At 59.4% G+C, this 20,316-nt stretch carries 20 protein-coding genes; 3 read left to right on the top strand and 17 right to left on the bottom strand.

Going from position 1 to position 20,316, the window contains the following annotated elements; translation table 11 throughout:
- Positions 1 to 73: 73 nt before the first annotated feature.
- Both D1224_RS06265 and D1224_RS06260 read left to right on the top strand, forming a co-directional pair.
- Positions 74 to 1,462 (top strand): mechanosensitive ion channel domain-containing protein, encoded by a 1,389-nt coding sequence (locus tag D1224_RS06265; RefSeq protein ID WP_233350421.1) that lies wholly within the window; start codon positions 74 to 76, stop codon positions 1,460 to 1,462.
- 102 nt (positions 1,463 to 1,564) lie between these two features.
- The gene (locus tag D1224_RS06260; protein WP_119379043.1) at positions 1,565 to 1,927 is read left to right on the top strand and encodes a DUF2200 domain-containing protein; all 363 of its coding nucleotides are present in this window, start codon (positions 1,565 to 1,567) and stop codon (positions 1,925 to 1,927) included.
- Between the two features lie 32 nt (positions 1,928 to 1,959).
- On the opposite strand, the gene rbfA is transcribed toward D1224_RS06260, so the two are convergent.
- From rbfA to trmB, 9 genes are all read right to left on the bottom strand, one after another.
- Positions 1,960 to 2,394 carry a 30S ribosome-binding factor RbfA gene (gene rbfA, locus D1224_RS06255; RefSeq protein ID WP_119379042.1) on the bottom strand — a complete coding sequence of 145 codons (435 nt, stop codon included), beginning with the start codon at positions 2,392 to 2,394 and terminating at the stop codon, positions 1,960 to 1,962.
- Entirely contained in the window at positions 2,354 to 2,962 is a 609-nt protein-coding gene (locus D1224_RS06250; RefSeq protein WP_182482185.1) for a YcxB family protein, read from the bottom strand. Before D1224_RS06250 ends, rbfA begins: the two co-directional genes overlap by 41 nt.
- Before the next feature lie 85 nt (positions 2,963 to 3,047).
- Entirely contained in the window at positions 3,048 to 5,600 is a 2,553-nt protein-coding gene (gene infB / locus D1224_RS06245) for a translation initiation factor IF-2 (RefSeq protein WP_119379040.1), read from the bottom strand.
- Between the two features lie 53 nt (positions 5,601 to 5,653).
- Positions 5,654 to 6,331, bottom strand: a complete 678-nt coding sequence (locus tag D1224_RS06240; RefSeq protein ID WP_119379039.1) for an RNA-binding protein — start codon at positions 6,329 to 6,331, stop codon at positions 5,654 to 5,656.
- A complete protein-coding gene (gene nusA, locus D1224_RS06235; protein ID WP_119379038.1) occupies positions 6,309 to 8,105 on the bottom strand; it encodes a transcription termination factor NusA in 1,797 nt (598 codons plus the stop codon). The genes D1224_RS06240 and nusA overlap by 23 nt, the downstream gene beginning before the upstream one ends.
- Entirely contained in the window at positions 8,102 to 8,707 is a 606-nt protein-coding gene (rimP, locus tag D1224_RS06230) for a ribosome maturation factor RimP (protein ID WP_119379037.1), read from the bottom strand. Before rimP ends, nusA begins: the two co-directional genes overlap by 4 nt.
- Positions 8,708 to 8,812: 105 nt before the next feature.
- Positions 8,813 to 9,022, bottom strand: a complete 210-nt coding sequence (locus tag D1224_RS06225) for a cold-shock protein (RefSeq protein ID WP_119379036.1) — start codon at positions 9,020 to 9,022, stop codon at positions 8,813 to 8,815.
- Between the two features lie 199 nt (positions 9,023 to 9,221).
- Complete coding sequence (locus D1224_RS06220) at positions 9,222 to 10,415, bottom strand: energy transducer TonB (RefSeq protein WP_119379035.1); 1,194 nt, start codon at positions 10,413 to 10,415, stop codon at positions 9,222 to 9,224.
- 63 nt (positions 10,416 to 10,478) lie between these two features.
- Positions 10,479 to 11,096: a tRNA (guanosine(46)-N7)-methyltransferase TrmB gene (gene trmB, locus D1224_RS06215; protein WP_233350420.1), complete on the bottom strand. Its 618-nt coding sequence runs from the start codon at positions 11,094 to 11,096 to the stop codon at positions 10,479 to 10,481.
- 56 nt (positions 11,097 to 11,152) lie between these two features.
- On the opposite strand from trmB, the gene D1224_RS06210 reads away from it, so the two are divergent.
- Positions 11,153 to 12,904 carry a glycosyltransferase family 87 protein gene (locus D1224_RS06210; RefSeq protein ID WP_147372341.1) on the top strand — a complete coding sequence of 584 codons (1,752 nt, stop codon included), beginning with the start codon at positions 11,153 to 11,155 and terminating at the stop codon, positions 12,902 to 12,904.
- Here the strand turns inward: D1224_RS06210 and metK are convergent.
- The 8 genes from metK to D1224_RS06170 form a co-directional block, all read right to left on the bottom strand.
- On the bottom strand, positions 12,811 to 14,007 hold the full coding sequence (metK, locus tag D1224_RS06205; protein WP_119379033.1) for a methionine adenosyltransferase: 1,197 nt from the start codon (positions 14,005 to 14,007) through the stop codon (positions 12,811 to 12,813). The two genes, D1224_RS06210 and metK, sit on opposite strands and share 94 nt — an antisense overlap.
- 71 nt (positions 14,008 to 14,078) lie before the next feature.
- Positions 14,079 to 14,492 (bottom strand): helix-turn-helix domain-containing protein, encoded by a 414-nt coding sequence (locus D1224_RS06200; RefSeq protein WP_119379032.1) that lies wholly within the window; start codon positions 14,490 to 14,492, stop codon positions 14,079 to 14,081.
- Positions 14,493 to 14,540: 48 nt separating this feature from the next.
- Positions 14,541 to 16,181, bottom strand: a complete 1,641-nt coding sequence (gene lnt / locus D1224_RS06195; RefSeq protein WP_119379031.1) for an apolipoprotein N-acyltransferase — start codon at positions 16,179 to 16,181, stop codon at positions 14,541 to 14,543.
- Positions 16,178 to 16,924 carry a hemolysin family protein gene (locus D1224_RS06190; protein ID WP_233350419.1) on the bottom strand — a complete coding sequence of 249 codons (747 nt, stop codon included), beginning with the start codon at positions 16,922 to 16,924 and terminating at the stop codon, positions 16,178 to 16,180. The genes lnt and D1224_RS06190 overlap by 4 nt, the downstream gene beginning before the upstream one ends.
- Positions 16,925 to 17,034: 110 nt before the next feature.
- Positions 17,035 to 17,442, bottom strand: a complete 408-nt coding sequence (gene ybeY / locus D1224_RS06185) for an rRNA maturation RNase YbeY (RefSeq protein WP_182482250.1) — start codon at positions 17,440 to 17,442, stop codon at positions 17,035 to 17,037.
- Between the two features lie 47 nt (positions 17,443 to 17,489).
- Positions 17,490 to 18,473 (bottom strand): PhoH family protein, encoded by a 984-nt coding sequence (locus D1224_RS06180; protein WP_119379028.1) that lies wholly within the window; start codon positions 18,471 to 18,473, stop codon positions 17,490 to 17,492.
- Between the two features lies 1 nt (position 18,474).
- Positions 18,475 to 19,848, bottom strand: a complete 1,374-nt coding sequence (miaB, locus tag D1224_RS06175; RefSeq protein WP_119379027.1) for a tRNA (N6-isopentenyl adenosine(37)-C2)-methylthiotransferase MiaB — start codon at positions 19,846 to 19,848, stop codon at positions 18,475 to 18,477.
- 46 nt (positions 19,849 to 19,894) lie between these two features.
- On the bottom strand, positions 19,895 to 20,314 hold the full coding sequence (locus D1224_RS06170) for a Fur family transcriptional regulator (protein ID WP_119379026.1): 420 nt from the start codon (positions 20,312 to 20,314) through the stop codon (positions 19,895 to 19,897).
- Positions 20,315 to 20,316 lie beyond the last annotated feature (2 nt).

Here is a 20,316-nt window from a genome sequence, read left to right as displayed (position 1 = left end):
GTCTTGTGACGAACCGGCGCATTTCACATCGTCCGCCGGGAACGCCGGCCTAACTGATCATGTTATGACCTCAATGCTGACGCGCACCTTGCATCTTCTCATCGTCCTGACCGCCTTCCTGTTATCGGGCACCGCCTTTCAGGTCAGTGCACAGGCACCGACCATCACAGAGTCGACAGAGGAGATTTCGGTCTCCAGCAGCGATGACGGCGCGATAGAGTCGCGGATCAATGCCATCTTCGCCGAAATCGGCGCGCTCAACGCTGTTTCTGCGGAGGTGAATGAAGGGGTTGTCTCGCTCGGTGGCACGGTGGCGGATCAGACCGACATCGACCGCGCCGTCTCGATCGCGAGCCGGTTTCAGGGTGTTGTGACAGTCGAGCAGAGCATCGAACGGGACCTTTCTGTCGACCGCTCTCTGTCTCCGGCGATCGCGAGCCTTGAGAACAGTCTGCGGCGTGGATGGGAAGCGCTTCCTCTTGTCGGGCTCGCCATCGGGGTTTTCCTTGTCATCCTGATTATCGGCCATCTGCTGGCCAGTTGGTCAGCGCTTTGGCAACGCCTGACGCCGAACCCGTTTCTTGCAGAAATTGTCTCCCAGGCTGTGCGGATTGTTGCCGTCATTGTCGGCCTCGTCATGGCGCTCAACCTCGTCGGCGCGACCGCTCTAATGGGCGCAATCCTTGGTGGTGCAGGCGTTATCGGTCTCGCTATCGGCTTTGCGGTTCGCGACACGGTGGAGAACTACATCGCCTCCATCATGCTAAGCCTGCGCCAGCCTTTCCGGGCCAATGACCATGTGCTTATCGATGATCATGAAGGCCGGGTCGTGCGCCTGACTTCCCGCGCAACAGTGCTGATGACGCTTGATGGCAATCATTTGCGTGTGCCGAATTCCACTGTCTTCAAGGCGGTTATCCTGAACTATACACGCAATCCCGAGCGCCGCTTTGAGTTCGAGCTTGGCGTCGACGCTGAAGACGACCCGGTCGCGGCCATGGCAACGGGGATCGCGGCGATCTCTGGTCTCGGTTTTGTACTTGGTGAACCAAAGCCGGACGCAATCATCATGTCAGTGGGCGACAGCAATATCGTCATTCGCTTCATGGGTTGGGTGAACCAGTCCGAGACCAATTTCGGCAAAGCGCGCAGCCTCGCTATCCGCGCGGCCAAGGACGCGGTGGAGGAAGCAGGCTTCACCTTGCCAGAGCCGATCTATCGCCTGCGCTTCGATGGCGCGCCGGTGCAGGTGAAGGCCGGGACTGGCGTGACGGTGTCTGAAGGACAGGCGTCCGCCGCTCCGCCAGCCAAGTCAAAGGCTGCGGCCACACCTGATGCCAAGAGCGCCGAAGCCAGCGTCCTTGATACGAGGCCTGATGACCACATTGCCGAAAAGGTTGACGAGGAACGCGCGCAGACTGGGGAGAAGGACCTGCTCGATAATGGCCGACCGGTGGAATAGCGCGAGCGACGGTCGAAACGGCTCAGACCGTAAACGTGGTAAGGCTGGCTCCGCTTCGAGTTTGTGCGTAAACTTCTCTCAAGCTGCCTGAAAGTCGCCGCCATGACCAAGCATCGTATTTACACAATGGCATTTGCCAAAGTGTATCCAGCCTATCTCGCAAAGGCCGAGAAAAAGGGCCGGACGAAGGCTGAGGTAGATGAGATTATCTTCTGGCTAACAGGACATGACGAAGTGAGCCTAGCCCGGGTACTGGAAGATGGAACCGATATCGAGACATTCTTTGAAACGGCACCTGCCCTCAATCCGGATCGGGGTCTGATCAAGGGTGTCGTCTGCGGTGTGCGGGTCGAGGAAGTCGAAGAAGAGACGATGCGGGAAATCCGCTATCTCGACAAACTCATCGACGAGCTGGCCAAAGGGAAAGCGATGGAGAAAATCTGTCGCAGCCCCACAGGGGCCTGAGCACGGCCCCAGTCCTGTCGGCTCCGCAAAGCCTAGTTGTCGTCTTCTTCTTCGTCCCCTGCGAGGTCACGTTTGACCTGCGGGCTGTTGAAGACTGACTCCATATAGGCGCCTTCATCATAGGAGTGGTCGGCGATGAAGTGCAGCTGCGGCGTGAACTTCATGTCAATATGTTTGCCGAGCCGGCCGCGGATATACGGCGCAGCGCGATTTAGCGCCTTGGCGAGCGTGTTCTGCGCGGTTTCGTCCGTTTCGCCCAGCGGTGAGCAGAAGACGTGTGCGTGCTTCAGGTCCGGCGAGGTGCGGACCTCGCCAATCGTGACGTTGATACCCTGAAGGTCCGGGTCGCGGAACTCCTCACGCATCATGATATCTGTCAGGGCGTGGCGGACCAGCTCCCCAGCGCGCAGCTGGCGCTGGGACGGTTCATTTGCGGCGGGTGCCTGCGATCTTCTTTTCTTCGCCATCGTGCAATCCTTCTCTCAGACGAGCGCGGAATGCTTGCGCTGCCTGCTTGTCGCGGCCAAACCACTTGTCGGGGACGAGCAGCGGATCTGCGCCCCTGAAGGTGATAAGTGTATCACGGCGGCTCTCGCGGACAGACCGGAGCGCGCGCCAGGCGATGCGTGTCTCAACATCGCCGCGACGGATGTGGAGGCCCGTGGGCGTAAGGTCAATGGCGGTTTCGCTGTCGAGCTCTGCAGCACGTCCGTGATTGTGGCGGTACGACCAACGCATGAAGATGAGATACCAGCTGATACCGGCCATCGCTGCAAGCAGCGAAGAGGTCAGCAGGATCCAGTAATCCGTAAAGCCTGTCCCTGAGAGCATCTCGCGTGTGACGAAGGCAGTACCTGCTGAAATCACGGGGGCCGTCACACCAGCATAATAGAGCGCGGTCGGTCCGATATTCGAAGATCGTGTCTGGGAAACCAGCCGCTTCATGTCCCGATCGCTCGGAGCACCCGTGATGCTGATCGTGTCGGCATCGGTTGAATAGAGAGGCGCGGCGGCGAGCGATGGCATGGTCGCCACAAACCACATCTTGTTTAACCGCTTATGGAAAAAGCCGGGAAATCTCCCGGCTTTCTCAACTTCATGTCAATTTCAGGCAACGAACCTAGTCGAGCCGGCGCTCGATCATTTCCACTTCGAAACACTCGATCTTGTCGCCTTCGCGAATGTCTTCGTATTTCTCAAACGCCATACCACACTCCATACCGGAGGTGACTTCGGCAACTTCGTCCTTGAAGCGTTTCAGCGTCTTCAGCTTGCCTTCGTGGATAACGACATCGTCACGCAGGAGACGGACACCGCAGCCGCGTTTAACCGTGCCTTCGGACACCTTACAGCCAGCAACTTTACCGACTTTCGTGATGTTGAAGACTTCCAGAATGTCGGCGTAGCCGATGAAGGTTTCGCGCTTCTCTGGTGCGAGCATGCCCGAAAGCGTGTCTTTCACATCGTCGATCAGGTTGTAGATCACCGAATAGTAGCGGATCTCCACGTCTTCCTTCTCAGCGAGTTCACGGGCCTGCTTGTTCGCACGCACGTTGAACGCAAAGACAGGCGCGCCGGATGACTTTGCCAGCAGGATATCGCTCTCCGAGATACCGCCTGCGGCACCGTAGACGACATTCGCGCGGACTTCTTCGGTCGACAGACCTTCCAGCGAGTGGCGGATGGCTTCGACAGAACCCTGGACATCGCCCTTGACCACGACTGGAAGCTCGGAAACCTCCGCAGCGTTCATCGAGTTCATCAGCGATTCCAGTGAGGCACGACCCGAGGCCACGCCCTGCTTCTGGCGTTCTGCGCGCTGGCGATACTCGGTGACTTCGCGGGCACGCGCTTCGCTATCGACGACGTTGAACATGTCGCCAGGCTCTGGTGCACCGTCGAGACCAAGGATCTCTACCGGGACGCCTGGACCTGCATCCTTCAGTTGCTGGCCACGCTCATTGACGAGGGCACGAACCTTGCCCCACTGCTTGCCGGCGACGACAATCTCGCCGCGCTGGAGCGTACCGCGATTGATCAGCACGGTTGCAACAGGACCGCGGCCCTTGTCAAGCTGGGATTCGACCACGATACCGTCCGCCTCGCGATCGGGGTTGGCCTTCAGTTCAAGCAGTTCTGCCTGAAGCGTGATGGCTTCGGTCAGTTCATCAAGCCCGGTCCTGTTAAGCGCCGAAACCTTGATCGCCTGAACGTCGCCGCCCATAGCCTCGACCTGGATGTCGTGCTGAAGAAGTTCAGTGAGCACACTGTCCGGGTTTGCGTCCGGCTTGTCGCACTTGTTGACCGCAACAATGATCGGCACTTCAGCCGCCTTGGCGTGCTTAATAGCCTCAATTGTCTGCGGCATGACGCCATCATCAGCGGCCACGACGAGAATAACGACGTCAGTAACGTTGGCACCGCGCGCACGCATTGCCGAGAAGGCTGCGTGACCCGGCGTGTCGAGGAAGGTGATCTTGTCGCCGCCCTCAAGCTGTACCTGATAGGCACCGATATGCTGGGTGATGCCGCCAGCTTCGCCAGCCACCACGTCGGTGGAGCGAAGTGCGTCCAGGAGCGACGTCTTGCCGTGGTCGACGTGGCCCATAATGGTCACGACCGGTGCGCGTGGCTTCAGGTCCTTATCGTCATCGGTATCGTCGCCAAGACCGATTTCGACGTCGGATTCAGAGACACGTTTGACCGTGTGACCGAAGTCCTCGGCGATCAGTTCGGCGGTGTCGGCATCAATAATGTCGTTCGCACGCATCATGTCGCCCTGGCGCATCATGTATTTGACCACGTCAGCCACGCGCTCATTCATGCGCTGGGCAAGATCCTGCAACGTGATCGTCTCAGGCAGCGTAACCTCGCGGGAGACTTTCTCCTGCTGGTCACCGCCCTGACGGCGTTCACGTTCACGTTCGCGGGCGCGCTTCACCGAAGCAAGCGAGCGCTGACGGTCGCCGTCATCGCCAAGTGCGCTGGCGATAGTCAGCTTGCCTTTACGGCGCTTGTTTCCGCCGCCGCGGCTGCGTGAATTGCTGTCGTAAGCAAAATCGCGTTCGCTGCCACCCTTGCGGGACTTCTTGTTGCGGCCTTGAACAGGCTCCGGGATCGGCATGTCAGGGCTTGGTGCAGCTGCACCAGCCTGAGCGCCGCGTGGCTTGACGTCAGCCTTTTTCTTGCGGGCTTCAGCTTCTTCGCGGGCCTTGCGTTCTTCTTCTTCGGCCTTGCGGCGTGCCTCGGCTTCGACGCGTTCCTTGTCTTCCTGGACCTTGCGTTCCTGTTCAGACAGAAGGCGCTCACGCGCAGCTTCCTGGCGCTCTTTCTCGACCTTCTGCTTCTGCTCAGCTTCACGGCGCTGCAGCAGGACTTTCTGGCGTGCAATCAGCTCCTGTTCGGTGATGCCGAGCTTCTTGGCGGCTTCAGCCAGCTTTGACGGCTGTTTGCTGCCAGATTGGGACGAAGGCTTTGAAGCAGGCGCATTCGCGCCGCCCCCGCTGCCGGATTGTCCGGCGCCGGGGCCAACGACCCGCCGCTTCTTCGTCTGGACGATGACCTGTTTGGAACGGCCATGACTAAAGCTCTGCTTGACCGTGCCGCTTGATCCGCGGGACACCGTCAGGGGCTTGCGTCCACCATTATTGCCTTTGTCGTTCGTATCGCTCATGCGACTCCATATACCTGCGTATTAACCGGCAGGAAGGTCCTGCCGTAATCATCTTACCGTTTAAGACCAGAAAACCAGTCTCGCTCCGGTGCCGGGCGAAATCCCGTTAGACGCCAGTATGCGTCCTTGAAGGCTTCGCACAGCGCCCCCTGCTGAAGCAGCGCGTGTATCACATGCGGCCTGCCAAAGGCCATGCCCAATTCAGCAGAAGTGAGAGCACCTGCTGTCTGTGGCGTTTCATATATGGCCTTGGCGAGAAAATGAACCTTGTTGCGGCCATCTTCGCTGCCATCGCTTGCTTCCAGAAGGATGCCGGGCGCTTCGTTCCTAAGATAGGCACGAACCTGGTCGAATCCAATGACCACATCGCCCGCCTTCCGCGACATACCGAGATAATTGATGCATCTCTGCAACAATTGACGTTCGACGAGGCCTGAAAGGCCGGCTTCAGCGGTCGTTTTCTGTTTGAAAGCGCGCGCAAAGACGCCCTGCTTGACCGCAGCATCGACAGTTTCGCGGTCCGCCTTCACCCAGGCGCCGCGACCGGGCAGCTTGCCCGCCACGTCGGGCACGGCAATGCCATCCGGAGAGCGGACAAACCTGATCAGGCAGTCCTGTGCCCAGGACTCGCGGGTGACCGCGCACTGACGGACCGGGCCGTCAGTGCCGGTTTCCAGATTGTCGGACGCCTTCAGGCGTTTTGCGCGATCATTCCTTGGAGTCGGCATCATCGCCGTCCTCTGCGCCTTCATCGCCAGCATCTTCGGCGGCCAGTGCGTCGAGGTCGAAGATCAGCTCTTCTTCTGCGAGTTCCTCGCCAGCTTCTTCGCCACCCTTGCCGATATCACCAAGAGCAAGCAGGGCGCGCTCTTCCTCGGAAAGGTCTGCCATTTCGCCTTCAGCCTCGGCAGCCATGTCGGCTTCGAGCTGCTCAAGCGCTTCCGGCTCAACCCAGCCAGCGGCAACACGGGCCCGCATGATGAAGATCTGGGCCTCATCCTTGCGCATTTCGCCCTTCTTCAGGATGCCCTCCTGGAAGACAGGCTTGCCGTCCGGACCAGGCTCGCGCCAGCCGGTAATGTCGTCAGGCACCAGGCCTGCGATATCCTCGAGGTCTTTGACGTCGTTTTCGCCAAACTTCACAGCGAAGGCGACGGTCATGCCCTCAAGTTCCATGACGCTGTCTTCGACCCCAAGCTCCTTGCGCTTGGCGTCCTGCTCAGCGGCAAGGTTCTCAAGGTATTCGCGGGCGCGTTCCTGGATCTCGTTCGCGACTTCAAGGTCGAAGCCATCGATGGAGATGAAGTCTTCTGGGGCGACGTAGGCGATTTCCTCGACGCTCTCAAAGCCTTCAGAGGCCAGCAGCTGTGCCAGCGTCTCGTCGGCGTCGAGCGCCTTCATGAAGAGGTCGGTACGAGCCTGGAAGTCTTTCTGATAACGCTCGGAGTCAGCGGTCTCAGTGACAAGATCGATTTGCCAGCCGGTCAACTGCGACGCAAGACGGACGTTCTGGCCGCGGCGACCAATCGCCAGCGGGAACTGATCGTCAGCCACCACAACTTCGACACGCTGCTCATCCTCGTCGAGAACAACCTTGGAGACTTCGGCCGGCTGAAGCGCGTTCACGATGAACGTCGCGGCGTCATAGTTCCACGGGATGATATCGATCTTCTCGCCGGACAGTTCGCCAACGACGGCCTGAACGCGTGCACCGCGCATACCGACACAGGCGCCCACCGGATCGATCGAGCTGTCATTGGAGATTACGCCGATCTTGGCACGCGAACCTGCGTCACGGGCGCAGGCGCGAAGCTCGATGACGCCGTCATAGACTTCCGGCACTTCCTGGGCGAACAGCTTGACCATGAAGTCAGGGTGGGCGCGTGACAGGAAGATCTGCGGCCCCTTGGTCTCGCGGCTTACCTTGTAGAGATAGGCGCGAACGCGGTCGTTCGGCTGGAAGTTCTCACGCGGGATGCCGTCATTGCGGCGGATGATGCCTTCGGCGCGGCCAAGGTCGACGATGACGTGGCCATACTCGACGCGCTTGACGATGCCGTTAATGATCTCGCCAACACGGTCCTTGTATTCGTCATACTGACGCTCACGCTCGGCATCGCGCACCTTCTGCATGATGACCTGCTTGGCGGTCTGTGCAGCAACGCGGCCAAAGTCGAATGGCGGAAGCTCTTCCTTGATTTCGGTGCCAACTTCATAGCTGGCATCGATCTTCTTTGCTTCTGAAAGTGCGAGCTGCTGGGCAGGGTCCTCGACTTCGTCGTCAGCGACGACGGTCTGGACGCGCCAGAGAGTTTGCTCACCGGTGTCTGCGTCGATCACCGCACGAATGTCGTGCTCCTGACCATAGCGGGACTTCGCGGCCTTCTCGATCGCTTCCTGCATCGCGCCAATGACGATGCTGCGGTCGATGGATTTCTCTTCCGCGACGGCTTTTGCGATCTGAAGAATTTCGAGCCGGTTGGCTGAAACGCCGACTGTACTCATCTGTTAGCTCCACTTTCTTCTTTATTGTCTTCACTGTCATCGTCCTCAGCGTCATCGACGTCGAGGCCGGAAAAATCTTCATCGTCTGGCTGAGGCGGCAGCCCGCCTGCCTTTCGGGCGGCGTCAATCAGTTCGTCGGTAAGCACGAGGCTTGCCTTCGACATTTCATCGACCTGCGCGACGAGTTCACTTTCGTCATCAAGTTCTATGGCGACGCCGCGGTCATCTTCTCGCGTGATGATGCCCTGGAAGCGGCGACGGCCGCTGATCGGCATGGCCAGCTCGATCTTGGCGAGGTGGCCCGTCCAGCGTCCGAAATCGCCCTTGCGGGTCAGCGGACGGTCAATGCCCGGCGTCGAGACTTCGAGCCGGTATGGATCTGACACCGGATCAGCAGCCTCCAGTACGGGAGAGATGGCATGAGAAAGGTCGGCGCAATCTTCGACATTGGTCGGCGCGCCGCCCGCTTTCTCAGTCATGATCTGAAGAATTGGACGCTTGCCACCCATGAGGCGTACGCGCACGATCTCCAGGCCGAGGCCATCGGCCAAGGGCTCGATAAGGCTCAGAATGGTCTTTTCCTGCTGCGAAAGCGCGATCACGATTCAACTGTCTCCGGGACAAAAGAAAGCGGCGGACCCGTTGCCGGACCCGCCGCCGATATTTTTCGACTTAGCCATTAGGATAATGGCCGAAGCGCCGAATGTCTAGAGAAGTTTCAGGTCAACGGCCGAGGTCTTGCCGCGACGCTCGTCGGTGTGGAGCTCATACTCGATCGGCGCGTCCTCGGCGAGCGTGCGCATGCCGGACTTTTCGACCGCAGAGATATGAACAAAGATATCCGCACCACCAGCGTCAGGCTTGATGAATCCATAGCCCTTCTGGTCGTTGAACCATTTAACTTTTCCGGTTGCCATGATGGCTACTCCAGTCTTCTCCCCGTGCCGGACCCACACCGTGCGGGTGGTCACGAAGGTTCTCGAAAAAACGGGGGAAGTGAAGCAAGGCCGTCGGTCCGACGGGGTCTTATAAATTCAGACCGACCGTATATTCGATGGCGTCTTTATGCCCGAAAACCGCGCGTTTCGCAATCAGCTTTGCATGAAAGCTGCGGGGCTAGGATTCCATCGCGAAGATGAGCGGAATGAAGATATTGTCGTGGTTCGTCCGGCAAGTTTCGCCTGGCGTGCCTGAGCTGACGTTCCAGCGCCATTTCATGATGGTGTTCTTCGCCCGCTCCTCGAATGTCGAGTGCGGCACGGCCGCCAGAATCTCGACGTCTGATACTTTGAGGTCGTTGATCTTGAGCCGGGCCAGGACAGCGCCGTACATACCTCGCTGGCTCGCTCGCATCGGATAGCGCAGCTGCGGCGTCATATCGAGCTCGCCTGAGCAGAAGGGCAGCTTGCTCTCGTCGGCTTCATACTCCTCGGCCGAGACGATGCGCGTCCTGATCTTCGGATAATCTCGCATCCTGCGCTCACTGTCTCTAATAACCGTCTTCAGCTGGTCAGGGTCGGGACCCTGAAGGCGGCTTCCGGTCTGGCGCCGCCCACCGCCGGACTCGTAGTAGGCATACATGGCGAGTTGCCACGCATGGGCAAGGTGCCGGTGACGGTCGAGCCAGTCCGGCGTATCGCTGGTTTCAGACGATAGCTTGGCAAGCGCGACCCGGTGCTCAGCCATCTCGACAACATCCTGCGTATCCGGATTGCGGCTGAAGCCAGCGATGATGCCCGCAATCGCCGCATCGCTCCAGTTCTTGCCGATCATGTCCTTGAAAGGCGCGAAGTGAGCGGAGGCCAGGCGGGCATTGATCTCTGCCTCGCGATAGTCCGACTTTTCAAACTCATACAGATAGCGGGCCTGATAGGCTGTCAGCGTGAGAAGGGAGACGCCGGTATCGACCCCTGCTTCGAGCGCGCCATCAAGTGCGCTGCGGGTCTGTCCATTCGGTTGGCTTTTCCAGTCTGCATAGGTGCGAAGGATTTCGATGTGTGCGGGTGGTACCGCATTTGCCGGTACCTCAGCAGAGGTTGCGAATGCGGCAAGCTGGGAGGCGCCTTCGCACCCATCATAGACGCAGAGAGACTGACCGGCTTCATAGGCGAGCAGGCCCGCGTCCTGATGATCCGGATTCTCCATCGCCGCCACACCAAGTGCGCGCGCAGCCGCAGAGCGCTCCGCCGCGCTACCCGTAGATGCGGCTTCATTATAGGCGGATATCACATCATTGATGTCACCGGCTTGGCCAGATGCGGAAAGCGCACCTGTAGTGACTATTGCAGATATGACGATTGTCCTGAGCACGGCTACTCTCCCCTTCAGACCCGCGATCACCCTACGGTCGAATGTTGCGAGATCAACCTGAGGCTAGGAACATTTGCGCTCAAAATCATAAAAGACCGGTGCGATGTCTCCAAGATTCTTGGTTTCGTAGCGTGTCCGGAAGTGGTCTGCCGGCGGCTTGCGCCAGTCATCGGCAGCCGCGGCGAGCCATTCAATGCGCGGCTCGGCGAGGAAGATGGTAAGCGCCTCATCAGCGTAGGAGCGTACATCAGTCGCGAACCTCAGGCGCGCCCCCGGTTTCATGACCCGCGTCAATTCTCTCAGGAAATCCGGCTGGATGATGCGACGCTTCTGATGGCGCTTCTTCGGCCAAGGGTCGGGGAACAGGATGAAGACGCGGTCGAGGCAGGCATCCGGCAGCAGGTCGACCAGATCGCGGGCATCCTCATCCCAGAGGCGCACATTGGGAAGCTCCATTTCATCGATATCAGACAGGCATTTCGCGATGCCTTCAATGAAGACCTCACTCGCCATGATTCCGGCATCCGGGCTGGCCTTGGCCTGTGAGCTCACATGTTCGCCGCCGCCAAAACCAATCTCCAGCCAGAGCTTGCTGACCTCTGCGTCAAAGAGGTGCAATGGCGTATCGAGCGCGGCCGCATCGCGCGGGAGCCTCAGGCGGGGCAAGAGATTATCAACCAAACTCTGTTGTCTGCCGGACAGGGGGCGACCGCCCTTTCGGCCGAAGGAGCGAATGGGTGAGTGTTCAGACGGTTTCACGACAAGCTCCGATAGCGGGGCGCCAGTCAGTGACCGACCTTCCTGCCAGCGAGATTTCGTGGCGTTGGTGGGCAGTGTGGCTGGCCTGTTTCGGCGCGTTCTCCATGATGGTGCCTCGTGATGCAAGTTTCGATGTCGCCCATTATCACCTGTACAATGGCTGGGCAGCTCTCAATGGGCGGGATGGTCATGATCTCGCGCCTGCCGAAATGCACAGTTTCGCCAGTCCCGGCTGGCAGGTTTTTATCTGGTTGCTGATTGAATGGCTGCCCGGCAGGGCCGTCGCTTTCCTGCTTGGCATACTGCAGGGGCTCGGTCTGCCGGCGCTCTACGCACTTTCGCGCCGCGTTCTCGCTCGCACCGGCGCAAAACCAAGCCTGCTCCTCGTCCTGTCGATAGCGGTCGCAGGTTTTCTAGCGGAGGCACAGTTTGGCCTGTTCGGCTCACTGCGCAACGATGCCGTCTTCACCGTGGTATTCTTCGCCTCGCTCGTGCTGCTCTTTCCTCGCCTTGATGAGCGACTGAACTGGAAAAGGCTCGCCGCTGCGAGCGGTCTGCTCGGCCTTTGTATCGGTCTGAAGCTTACCAATGCGGTATATGCCCTCTTCTTCGCAACGACCGCGCTTATCCTCATGCAGGGCTGGCGCGAGCGGATATCTGGCACACTTGTCTGCGCAGTATTTGCCTTGATCGGTATCGCGCTCACCGGCGGCAGTTCGGCATTCTATCTGTACGAAACATATGGCAATCCGATCTTTCCGTTGCTCAACGGAGTGTTCGATTCGCCCTTAGGCCCAGAGGAAGCCTTTCGCGACACGCGCTACTTGCCCAATGGCTTCTTCGGCGCGCTCATCAGACCATTCGCTTTCCTGTTCGACGGCGAGATGATTAATGAGCACGACTTCTTCGATCCGCGCCTTCAGCTAGGCTATCTCGCCAGCCTTGCGCTCTTGATCCCTGCTTTCGCGTGGCGCCGAGTTAATACGAAACCGGGTGTGCGCGAAGCCTGCGCGCTCGCTGGCGGTTTCATCGTCATGGTGATCGGGTGGACCTTCGTTTTCTCTATCGCCCGCTACATCATTGCGGCGTGGATGATTGGTCCGCTCATGGCTGTGCTTCTCATTGCGTTATGGAGGCCCGGCTGGTTGGCAGGTAGTCGCGCCGCGCTTGTTGGGCTTGCATGCGCGGTGGGGCTGTCAGTGATGACGCAGCCCTCACTCCTGCGTCGTGCGCCGTGGCCAGCAAACTGGAGCGCCCCTTATGTGGCCGCCGAGCTTCCAGACGAGGACGCTTATTCCAATGCCGTTATCGCTTTTGCAGGCGGCTATCCAGGGGCGTTCCTGTCGCCCTTCTTTCCGGAATCTGCGCGTCTAACGCATCTCGTTCCGCAGGATTGGAGCGCGCCAGCCCTCGAAGGATATCGCAGCCGGATACGTGAACTTGTTCGCGATCCGTACACTGAACTTTATGTCGTCATAACGGAAACGGCGGAAGGTTCCTTTTCAGAAACCGTCCGCCGTCTCGAGCAGATCGAAAATATTGCTGTAAATACTCAGAGTTGTGCGCGTATCAGGTCATCGTTCGATACGCCGGGCGTTTACTGGAAGATCTGCCCGGCAACTTGGCAGGGCATACTCTATCCCACCAGGTCTTTCAGCTGGTCGACCAGATCCGTCTTTTCCCATGAGAAGCCGCCATCGGAGTCCGGCTTGCGGCCGAAATGGCCATAAGCTGCGGTGCGCGCGAAGATCGGCTTGTTCAGGCCCAATGCCGTGCGGATGCCGCGTGGGGACAGGTCCATCACTTCCATCAGGCGCTTTTCAAGTTTGCGCTCATCCGTATTTGCCGTGTCGTGCAGATTGACATTGATAGAGAGCGGACGAGCCACGCCGATTGCGTATGAAAGCTGCAGCGTGCAACGCTGGGCAAGGCCTGCCGCAACAACGTTCTTCGCCAGATAACGTGCCGCATAGGCCGCCGAGCGGTCGACCTTCGTCGGGTCCTTGCCAGAGAACGCGCCGCCGCCGTGCGGGGCCGAACCACCATAGGTGTCAACGATGATCTTGCGGCCTGTCAGGCCGGCATCGCCATCGGGGCCGCCGATGACGAACTTGCCAGTTGGGTTCACATAGAACTTGTCTTCTTCCGGGAACCAGCCGTCTGGCAGGATGTCCTTGACCACCGGACGAACGAGTTCGCGCACATCGGCTGCGGACAGACCATCCTGATGCTGAGTGGAAACAACCACCGCATCGACGCCGATAGGCTTGCCATTGCTATATAGCATGGTGACCTGGCTCTTGGCGTCTGGTTCGAATTCCGGGCGCTCGCCGGAATGGCGCAACTCGGCCATCTGCTTCAGGATGCGGTGCGAGTAAGAGATCGGAGCCGGCATCAGCTCATCGGTTTCGTCGCTCGCATAGCCGAACATGATGCCCTGATCGCCAGCACCCTCTTCGGTGTAGGTACCCGTACCTTCATCAACACCAGCGGCGATGTCTTCAGACTGGCCGTGCAGCCAGTTGCTGAGCTTCAGATTCTCCCAGTGAAAGCCATCCTGTTCGTAACCGATATCCTTTACGGCGGCGCGAACGACGTCTTCGATCATATCGGACGTGATCGTGTCCGGTCCGCGCATCTCACCTAGAAGGGCGATCTGGTTCGTGGTCGCGGCTGTTTCACAAGCCACCCGCACGCGCGACGTGTCGTAGCCTGCCTTGATAGCTTCACGGAAATACAGGTCCACCACCTCATCGGAAACACGGTCACAAACCTTGTCCGGGTGCCCTTCAGAGACGCTCTCGCTGGTAAAAAGAAATACTGGATCGGTCAAAATTCTATTCCGGCTTTAAAAGTGGTCGATCTAGCCCTGTTATAGGCTTCGCTTTGTTGAGGCTAGGCTTTTCAACTATCCTCGTCATCCGTCACGCCCGCAGCCTTGACGGTGGCGAGCAGTGCCTTGCGCAACTCTTCATTCCGGATCTGCTGGAAATGGGAAACCAGATCCATGGCCTCATGATCGAATTGAGGGAGCGGCGCCGCTTCTGCGGTCTCTTCCTGAAACTGCTGGGGCAGGGAGAGGTATTCCTTGGCGCCTTCAAAGAAATAGCCGATCTCCACATCGAGTACGCAGGCCAGTTCGTAAAGACGCCCGGCCGATATACGGTTCACGCCCTTCTCGTATTTCTGGACCTGCTGGAAGGTCAGGCCGAGCTTTTCGCTCAACTGTTCCTGGGTCCATTTAAGTTCCTTGCGGCGCCAGCGGATACGCTGACCGACCAGTTCGTCGATCCTGTTGGGTAATTTACTCTCGGGCATATAATCGCTTCTTGAGGGGGCGGATTTGATGTCGGTTCTGGCTGGCTTCTAGCGCCGCCAGGTGAAGAAGGCCAGAACCGTGAAACCAGCGAGTGTGAGCCAGAAGAGCGCGGCGCCAAACCGTTGATAGGCCGTCGTCGCAAGTGGTTCTGGTAGCGGCGCGCGCACGACAGACGAGACCCAGCCTTCGGGGTCACCTGGCATGCGCTGACCTCGCGCAGTTTCGCGGCCGAAGCCGTCTATTACCGCGGTTGCACCGCGGCTGGCGACACGCGCCATAGGCAGCCCGCTTTCGATGGAGCGGTAGCGGTTCTGGGCATAATGCTGCGCAGGCCCGAGTCCTCGACCGAACCACGCATCGTTGGAAATGGTTACAATCCATCGGGCCGCTTCGCGCTGTGGCCTTGCGTTGCGGGTAATCTCTGGAAACAGTGCTTCGTAACAGATGAGTGCCACGAAGGGGGGAACATCGCGTGGGAAAACGACAGTCGGCTCGGCGCCCGGCGTGAACCCTGCGGACGCAAGCTCCTGCATCGCGCCAGGAAGAAAGCCCGCCATCATGTCGCCGAAAGGAATTATGTCCGTCGCGGCCAGTTCGCCAAAGGGCACCAGTCGGTGCTTGTCATAAAGCCCGATAAGTTCGGACTGACCGTTCTCGGCTGCCAGTACCGCAAGGCTGTTGAAAAAGACCGTGTCGTCTTCCTCAAGGCTGCGGCGGGTTGAGCCAACAATGAGCGTGCGGTTGCCGAGATAGGTTGAGATTGTGTCGATCGCATATGTGTTGGTCAGCAGGTAGAAGGGCAGGGCACCTTCCGGCCAGACGACGATATCATCATCTGCGCTCTCAACCTGCTTCAGGAAGTTGAGATAACGGCGAAACAGCCGGTCAGACCCACCATTGTACTTTTCCGCCTGCGGTACGCCTGGGTCCATCAGGACGACGTGCTGCTCTGTCATCTGGGACGGTTCTGCGAGACGTTGCGCGCCCCACGCCCAGCCTACGCTGGCAAGGATCACGGCCGCGGTGATGGGCAAGGCGCGCTCGAACAAGCCCCGCACCTCGCGCGTATCGACGAGGGCGGCGGGGGCGGCGCTAACGAACAGCGTCAGAAGCGTCAGCCAGTAAACCCCGCCCAGCGAGGCCGCCTGCGACAATGAGCTTCCCGGGGTCCAGGTCGTGCCGAAAATATTCCAGGGAAAGCCGCCGAACAGATAGCCGCGAAGAAGTTCAGCGAGCCCCATGAAGACGGTGAAAATAAAGATGCGCGACGGCGATGCCGACCAGAAAGCACCCGCAAGGGAGAAAGCTGCACCCCATATAAGCGCCATGCCGCCAGGCAGCAGGACAAGCGGCATCCAGATATAGGCAGCATGCTGTGCTGGATCGACGAGGAATGGCGACACCGTCCAGTACATGCTGACGAGGAAGAAGCCATAGCCAAAAGCCCAGCCGCGCATGAAAAGGGCGCGGCCCCAGCGTGCCTTCTTACGGGCACCGTCCATCATCCAGATCAGCAGTGTCACGCAGACGATAAGTGCAAGCGCGATATGGAAGGGCGCAAAGCCAAGCGCCGCGACGGCACCAAGAACAACACAGAGCAGGAATGCGAGCAGACCCGAAATACCGGAGACACCCTGATGCAGGGGCGCGAGGGCTGTCAGCCCGTAGCTCTGCTCTCGAGCACTCAAGCTCCAGCCTCAACAGTCGCACGCCGGATGACGAGGCGCTCAATTCGCCGGGCGTCACCATCCATGATTTCTATGTCAGCGCCGACAGGGTGGCGTAGCACTTCGCCTCGTAAGGGGACTTTCCCGGCGAGCGCGAAGGCAACGCCGCCTAGCGTGTCGACCTCAACGTCCTGATTGCCGAGATCCAGATCCATTCCGGTCTTTTCGAGGAAGTCCGAGATTTCCATGCGGGCGTCGACTTCCCATGCGTGGCGTCCACGCCGCACGACCATTGCAGGTTCTTCATCGTGCTCATCTTCGATATCGCCGACAATCTCCTCCATGAGATCCTCTAGCGAAACAAGGCCGTCCGTACCGCCATATTCATCAACGACGAGCGCCATATGAATGCGGCTGGTCTGCATCTTCACCAGAAGGTCAGCAAGCTTCATCGAAGGCGGGACATAGAGGATATCGCGGCGCAAACGTTCCAGAGGCCTGTCGAGCCCCTCGCCGCCGCGCGCAATTTCGCCAACTACGTCCTTGATGTGAACGAGGCCGATCGGGTCGTCGAGCGTTTCTCGATAGACTGGCAGGCGCGAATGAGATTCTTCGGCGTAGAGCTGGATCAGGGTCGGAAGGTCAGTCGAGAGTTCCACGCCGACAATTTCTGCTCGCGGCACCATGACATTTGCTACACGGCCCTGTTCAAACTCGGCAAGCCGCAGTCGAAGCTGGGCAGGCGTGTGATGTGCGTTCTGCACCGTAACAGCTTCTGCTTGCTGCTTTTCGTTTTCGCGCCGCCGGCTGAATCTGAAAAGTCGCGGGCGGCGCCGTCTCTCTCGGTCAGTTGTGTCAGTCATCTCATTCCAGCTCAGAGGTCTCTGCCATAGGGGTCGCCAATTCCAAGGCCGGACAGGGCCTTGATTTCGAGCGCCTCCATCTCGCGGGCCTCTTCCTCGCTCATATGATCATAGCCAAGCAGGTGAAGATAGCCGTGAATGACGAGGTGGCTAAGGTGATCGGTCAATTTGATGCCGCGTGTGACTGCATCGCCACGCGAAACACCAAGTCCAACAGCGATGTCACCAAGAAATGGCGCGTCCATCTCATCAGCCGGGAAGGACAGGACATCGGTCGGTTTGTCCTTGCCGCGCCAGTCCCGGTTCAGCGTATGCATCTCGTTGTCATCGGTCAGGAGAAGCGCGACCTCTCCTTCAATCCCTGTAAGGGCGAGCGCTGCCTTTAGCGCGCGTTGGCAGACCGTTTCGGGATCTTCCATCTCATCAGTCCAGCCTGCGTCCTTTATGCGCAGGTCCAGCGCGATGCTCACGATCCAGCCCCTGACGTCTTTGCGTCGATGGGGGCAGCATCCTTGTCATAGGCGCGTATGATGCGTGAGACGAGCGCATGGCGACGCACATCCGATGCAGAGAAATGCACGATACCCGTCCCTTCGACGCCTTCGAGGATACGCAGCGCATGGGCGAGGCCTGATTGCGTTTTAGGCGGTAGGTCCACCTGTCCCGGATCACCCGTCACGACCATGCGCGAGTCGCGGCCTAGCCGCGTCAGTACCATCTTGGTCTGCCCGACGGTGGCGTTTTGCGCTTCATCCATGATGACAAAGGCATTTTTCAGCGTGCGCCCGCGCATAAAGGCGAGCGGCGCCACTTCGATGATCTTCTTCTCACGCATCCGCTCGACATGGTCGGCGCCGAGGACTTCGTTCAGCGCGTCCCAGATCGGGCGGAGATAGGGCTCGACCTTCTCTTCAAGGTCGCCTGGCAGGAAGCCAAGATTCTCGCCAGCTTCAACGGCAGGGCGCGTAATGATGAGGCGCTCCTTGGTCTTCTTGCGAAGCTCGGCGGCGCCCGCCGCGACAGCAAGATAGGTCTTGCCGGTACCGGCAGGGCCGACGCCGAAGACAAGGTCGCGGCCTTCGCGGGTGAGATGGTCAATATACTGGGCCTGCGTGCGCGTCTGGGGCATCACCGGCACGCGAAGACCGGTCAGCGAGCCATAGCTTTCAGCCGGGGCGCGGGCCTGATCGATGGCGCCTTCAAAGGCATCTTCGCCAGCAGACGGGTCGCTCTTTAGCATACGCTCGAACGCCGCCAGCGCCGCTTCTCCATCCGCGACAGCGGCCTGCGTGCCAGTCAGCCGGATGCTGCCGCCCTGGCTGTCAGCTTTTAACTTCCCATCGATAAGCGCCATTTCCAGCTTCATCAGATTGCGATGCTGCGGCCCGCAGATCGCTGGAAGAAGCGTTGGATTGTCCGGGGTGTAGAGGCGGGTGACGGTGCCTTTCAACTCAGGCGGCCTCCACCACGTGGGCGTATTCACCCGTTAGTGAGCTCATCGTCGAACCAACGATCTTTACATCCACGATCTGCCCGACAAGGCTTTCCGGCGCATCGAAGTGAACCGCCTGCATCCACGGGGAGCGGCCATGTGCCTGCCCTTCCATCTTGCCCTTGCCGGTTACAAGCACGGGCAGCGTTTCGCCAACCTTGGATGCGTTGAACTCGGTTTGCTGCTGCTTCAGCAGGGTTTGCAGCCGCTGCAGGCGTTCGTCCTTCACCTCTTCGGGCACATGGCTGAACATGTCAGCTGCCGGTGTGCCCGGGCGCGGTGAATATTTGAATGAATAGGCTATCGCGTACCCAACTTCGCGGACAAGATTCATCGTGTCTTCAAAGTCCTGATCGGACTCGCCGGGGAAGCCGACGATGAAGTCAGACGCAAGCGCCATGTCAGGGCGGGCATCGCGCATACGGCGCATGATATCGAGATAATGCTCGGCCGTGTGGCCGCGGTTCATGGCTTTCAGGATACGGTCAGAGCCGGACTGCACGGGCAGGTGCAGAAAGGGCATCAGTTCTGGCACTTCGCCATGGGCGGCGATCAGATCGTCATCCATGTCGCGCGGGTGGCTGGTCGTGTAGCGAATACGGTCAATACCGCCGATCTTCGACAGGTGGCGCGCAAGCTGGCCAAGGCCCCATTCGCCGCCGCCCTCCAGCTTTGGCGCCGCGCCATGCCAGGCATTCACGTTCTGGCCGAGCAGCGAAATGTCACGAACGCCCTGGGCGGCAAGGCTGCGCGCTTCCACGACGATGTCATCCACGGGCCGCGAAAGCTCTGCGCCGCGTGTATAGGGTACGACACAGAAGGTGCAGAACTTGTCGCAGCCTTCCTGCACAGACAGGAACGCAGCAGGGCCATCCGCCTCACGCTGCTTTGGCAAGGCGTCGAACTTCTCAAGCGTCTCGAATTCAGTTTCCAGCCGGTCGCCTGTCGCGCGGCTGGCGCGGGCGACCATTTCAGGCAGTTTGTGATAGGCCTGCGGACCAAGCACCAGGTCCACAGCTGGCTGGCGGCGCATGATCTCAGCGCCTTCGGCCTGGGCGACACACCCTGCGACAGCGATGGTCATCTTGCCGCCGGAGGCCTCTTTCATCTTCTTGATCTGGCCAAGCTCGGAATAGACCTTTTCGGTCGCCTTCTCACGAATATGGCAGGTGTTCAGCACAACGAGGTCAGCAGTCTCCGGACCGTCGACAGGCTGATAGCCAAGCGGGCGCAGCACATCGCGCATACGCTCGCTGTCATAAACATTCATCTGGCAACCATACGTCTTGATGAAGAGACGCTTGGGCTCTGGGCGCAAAGTTGGGGTGGTCATCCGCGGGCTTATGCAACAAAACAGGCGTTGGGGCCAGCCTCGGGAGTTAGTTGGACTGGTCTGTTTTCAGCGGCACGCCATAGAGCTCCAGCCGGTGATCGACCAGCCTGTAGCCAAGGCGCTCAGCAATCTCGACCTGAAGGCGTTCGATCTCTTCAGAGTGAAACTCGACAACGTCACCGCTCTTCACATCAATCAGGTGATCGTGATGCTCTTCGGGGACTTCCTCGAAACGGGCACGCCCGTCACGGAACTCGTGACGCTCGATGATGCCGCTTTCCTCAAACAGCTTCACTGTTCGGTAGACGGTCGCCAGCGAAATGGAATTGTCGAGCGCGTTGGCCCGGCGATGCAGCTCTTCTGCATCGGGATGGTCATCGGACGAGGACAGTACGCGCGCGATCGTGCGGCGCTGCTCGGTCATCCGGAGCCCTTTTTCGGTGCAAAGCTTTTCGAGACGATCCATGG

Origin of the sequence: Henriciella barbarensis (genome assembly GCF_003576345.1) — a bacterium.
In the GTDB taxonomy this organism is placed as follows: domain Bacteria; phylum Pseudomonadota; class Alphaproteobacteria; order Caulobacterales; family Hyphomonadaceae; genus Henriciella; species Henriciella barbarensis.
The sequence above is the reverse complement of the archived record's forward strand: the minus strand, read 5'-3'. Positions and strand labels throughout refer to the sequence as shown.

Excerpts from the sequence above, each read along its gene's own strand:
- D1224_RS06200 (WP_119379032.1), bottom strand. The coding sequence starts at position 14,492 with ATGCCCGAGAGTAAATTACCCAACAGGATCGACGAACTGGTCGGTCAG.
- nusA (WP_119379038.1), bottom strand. The coding sequence starts at position 8,105 with ATGAGTACAGTCGGCGTTTCAGCCAACCGGCTCGAAATTCTTCAGATC.
- D1224_RS06265 (WP_233350421.1), top strand. The coding sequence starts at position 74 with ATGCTGACGCGCACCTTGCATCTTCTCATCGTCCTGACCGCCTTCCTG.
- D1224_RS06240 (WP_119379039.1), bottom strand. The coding sequence starts at position 6,331 with ATGATGCCGACTCCAAGGAATGATCGCGCAAAACGCCTGAAGGCGTCC.
- miaB (WP_119379027.1), bottom strand. The coding sequence starts at position 19,848 with ATGACCACCCCAACTTTGCGCCCAGAGCCCAAGCGTCTCTTCATCAAG.
- infB (WP_119379040.1), bottom strand. The coding sequence starts at position 5,600 with ATGAGCGATACGAACGACAAAGGCAATAATGGTGGACGCAAGCCCCTG.
- rbfA (WP_119379042.1), bottom strand. The coding sequence starts at position 2,394 with ATGGCGAAGAAAAGAAGATCGCAGGCACCCGCCGCAAATGAACCGTCC.
- D1224_RS06260 (WP_119379043.1), top strand. The coding sequence starts at position 1,565 with ATGACCAAGCATCGTATTTACACAATGGCATTTGCCAAAGTGTATCCA.
- ybeY (WP_182482250.1), bottom strand. The coding sequence starts at position 17,442 with ATGGAAGATCCCGAAACGGTCTGCCAACGCGCGCTAAAGGCAGCGCTC.
- D1224_RS06170 (WP_119379026.1), bottom strand. The coding sequence starts at position 20,314 with ATGGATCGTCTCGAAAAGCTTTGCACCGAAAAAGGGCTCCGGATGACC.
- D1224_RS06225 (WP_119379036.1), bottom strand. The coding sequence starts at position 9,022 with ATGGCAACCGGAAAAGTTAAATGGTTCAACGACCAGAAGGGCTATGGA.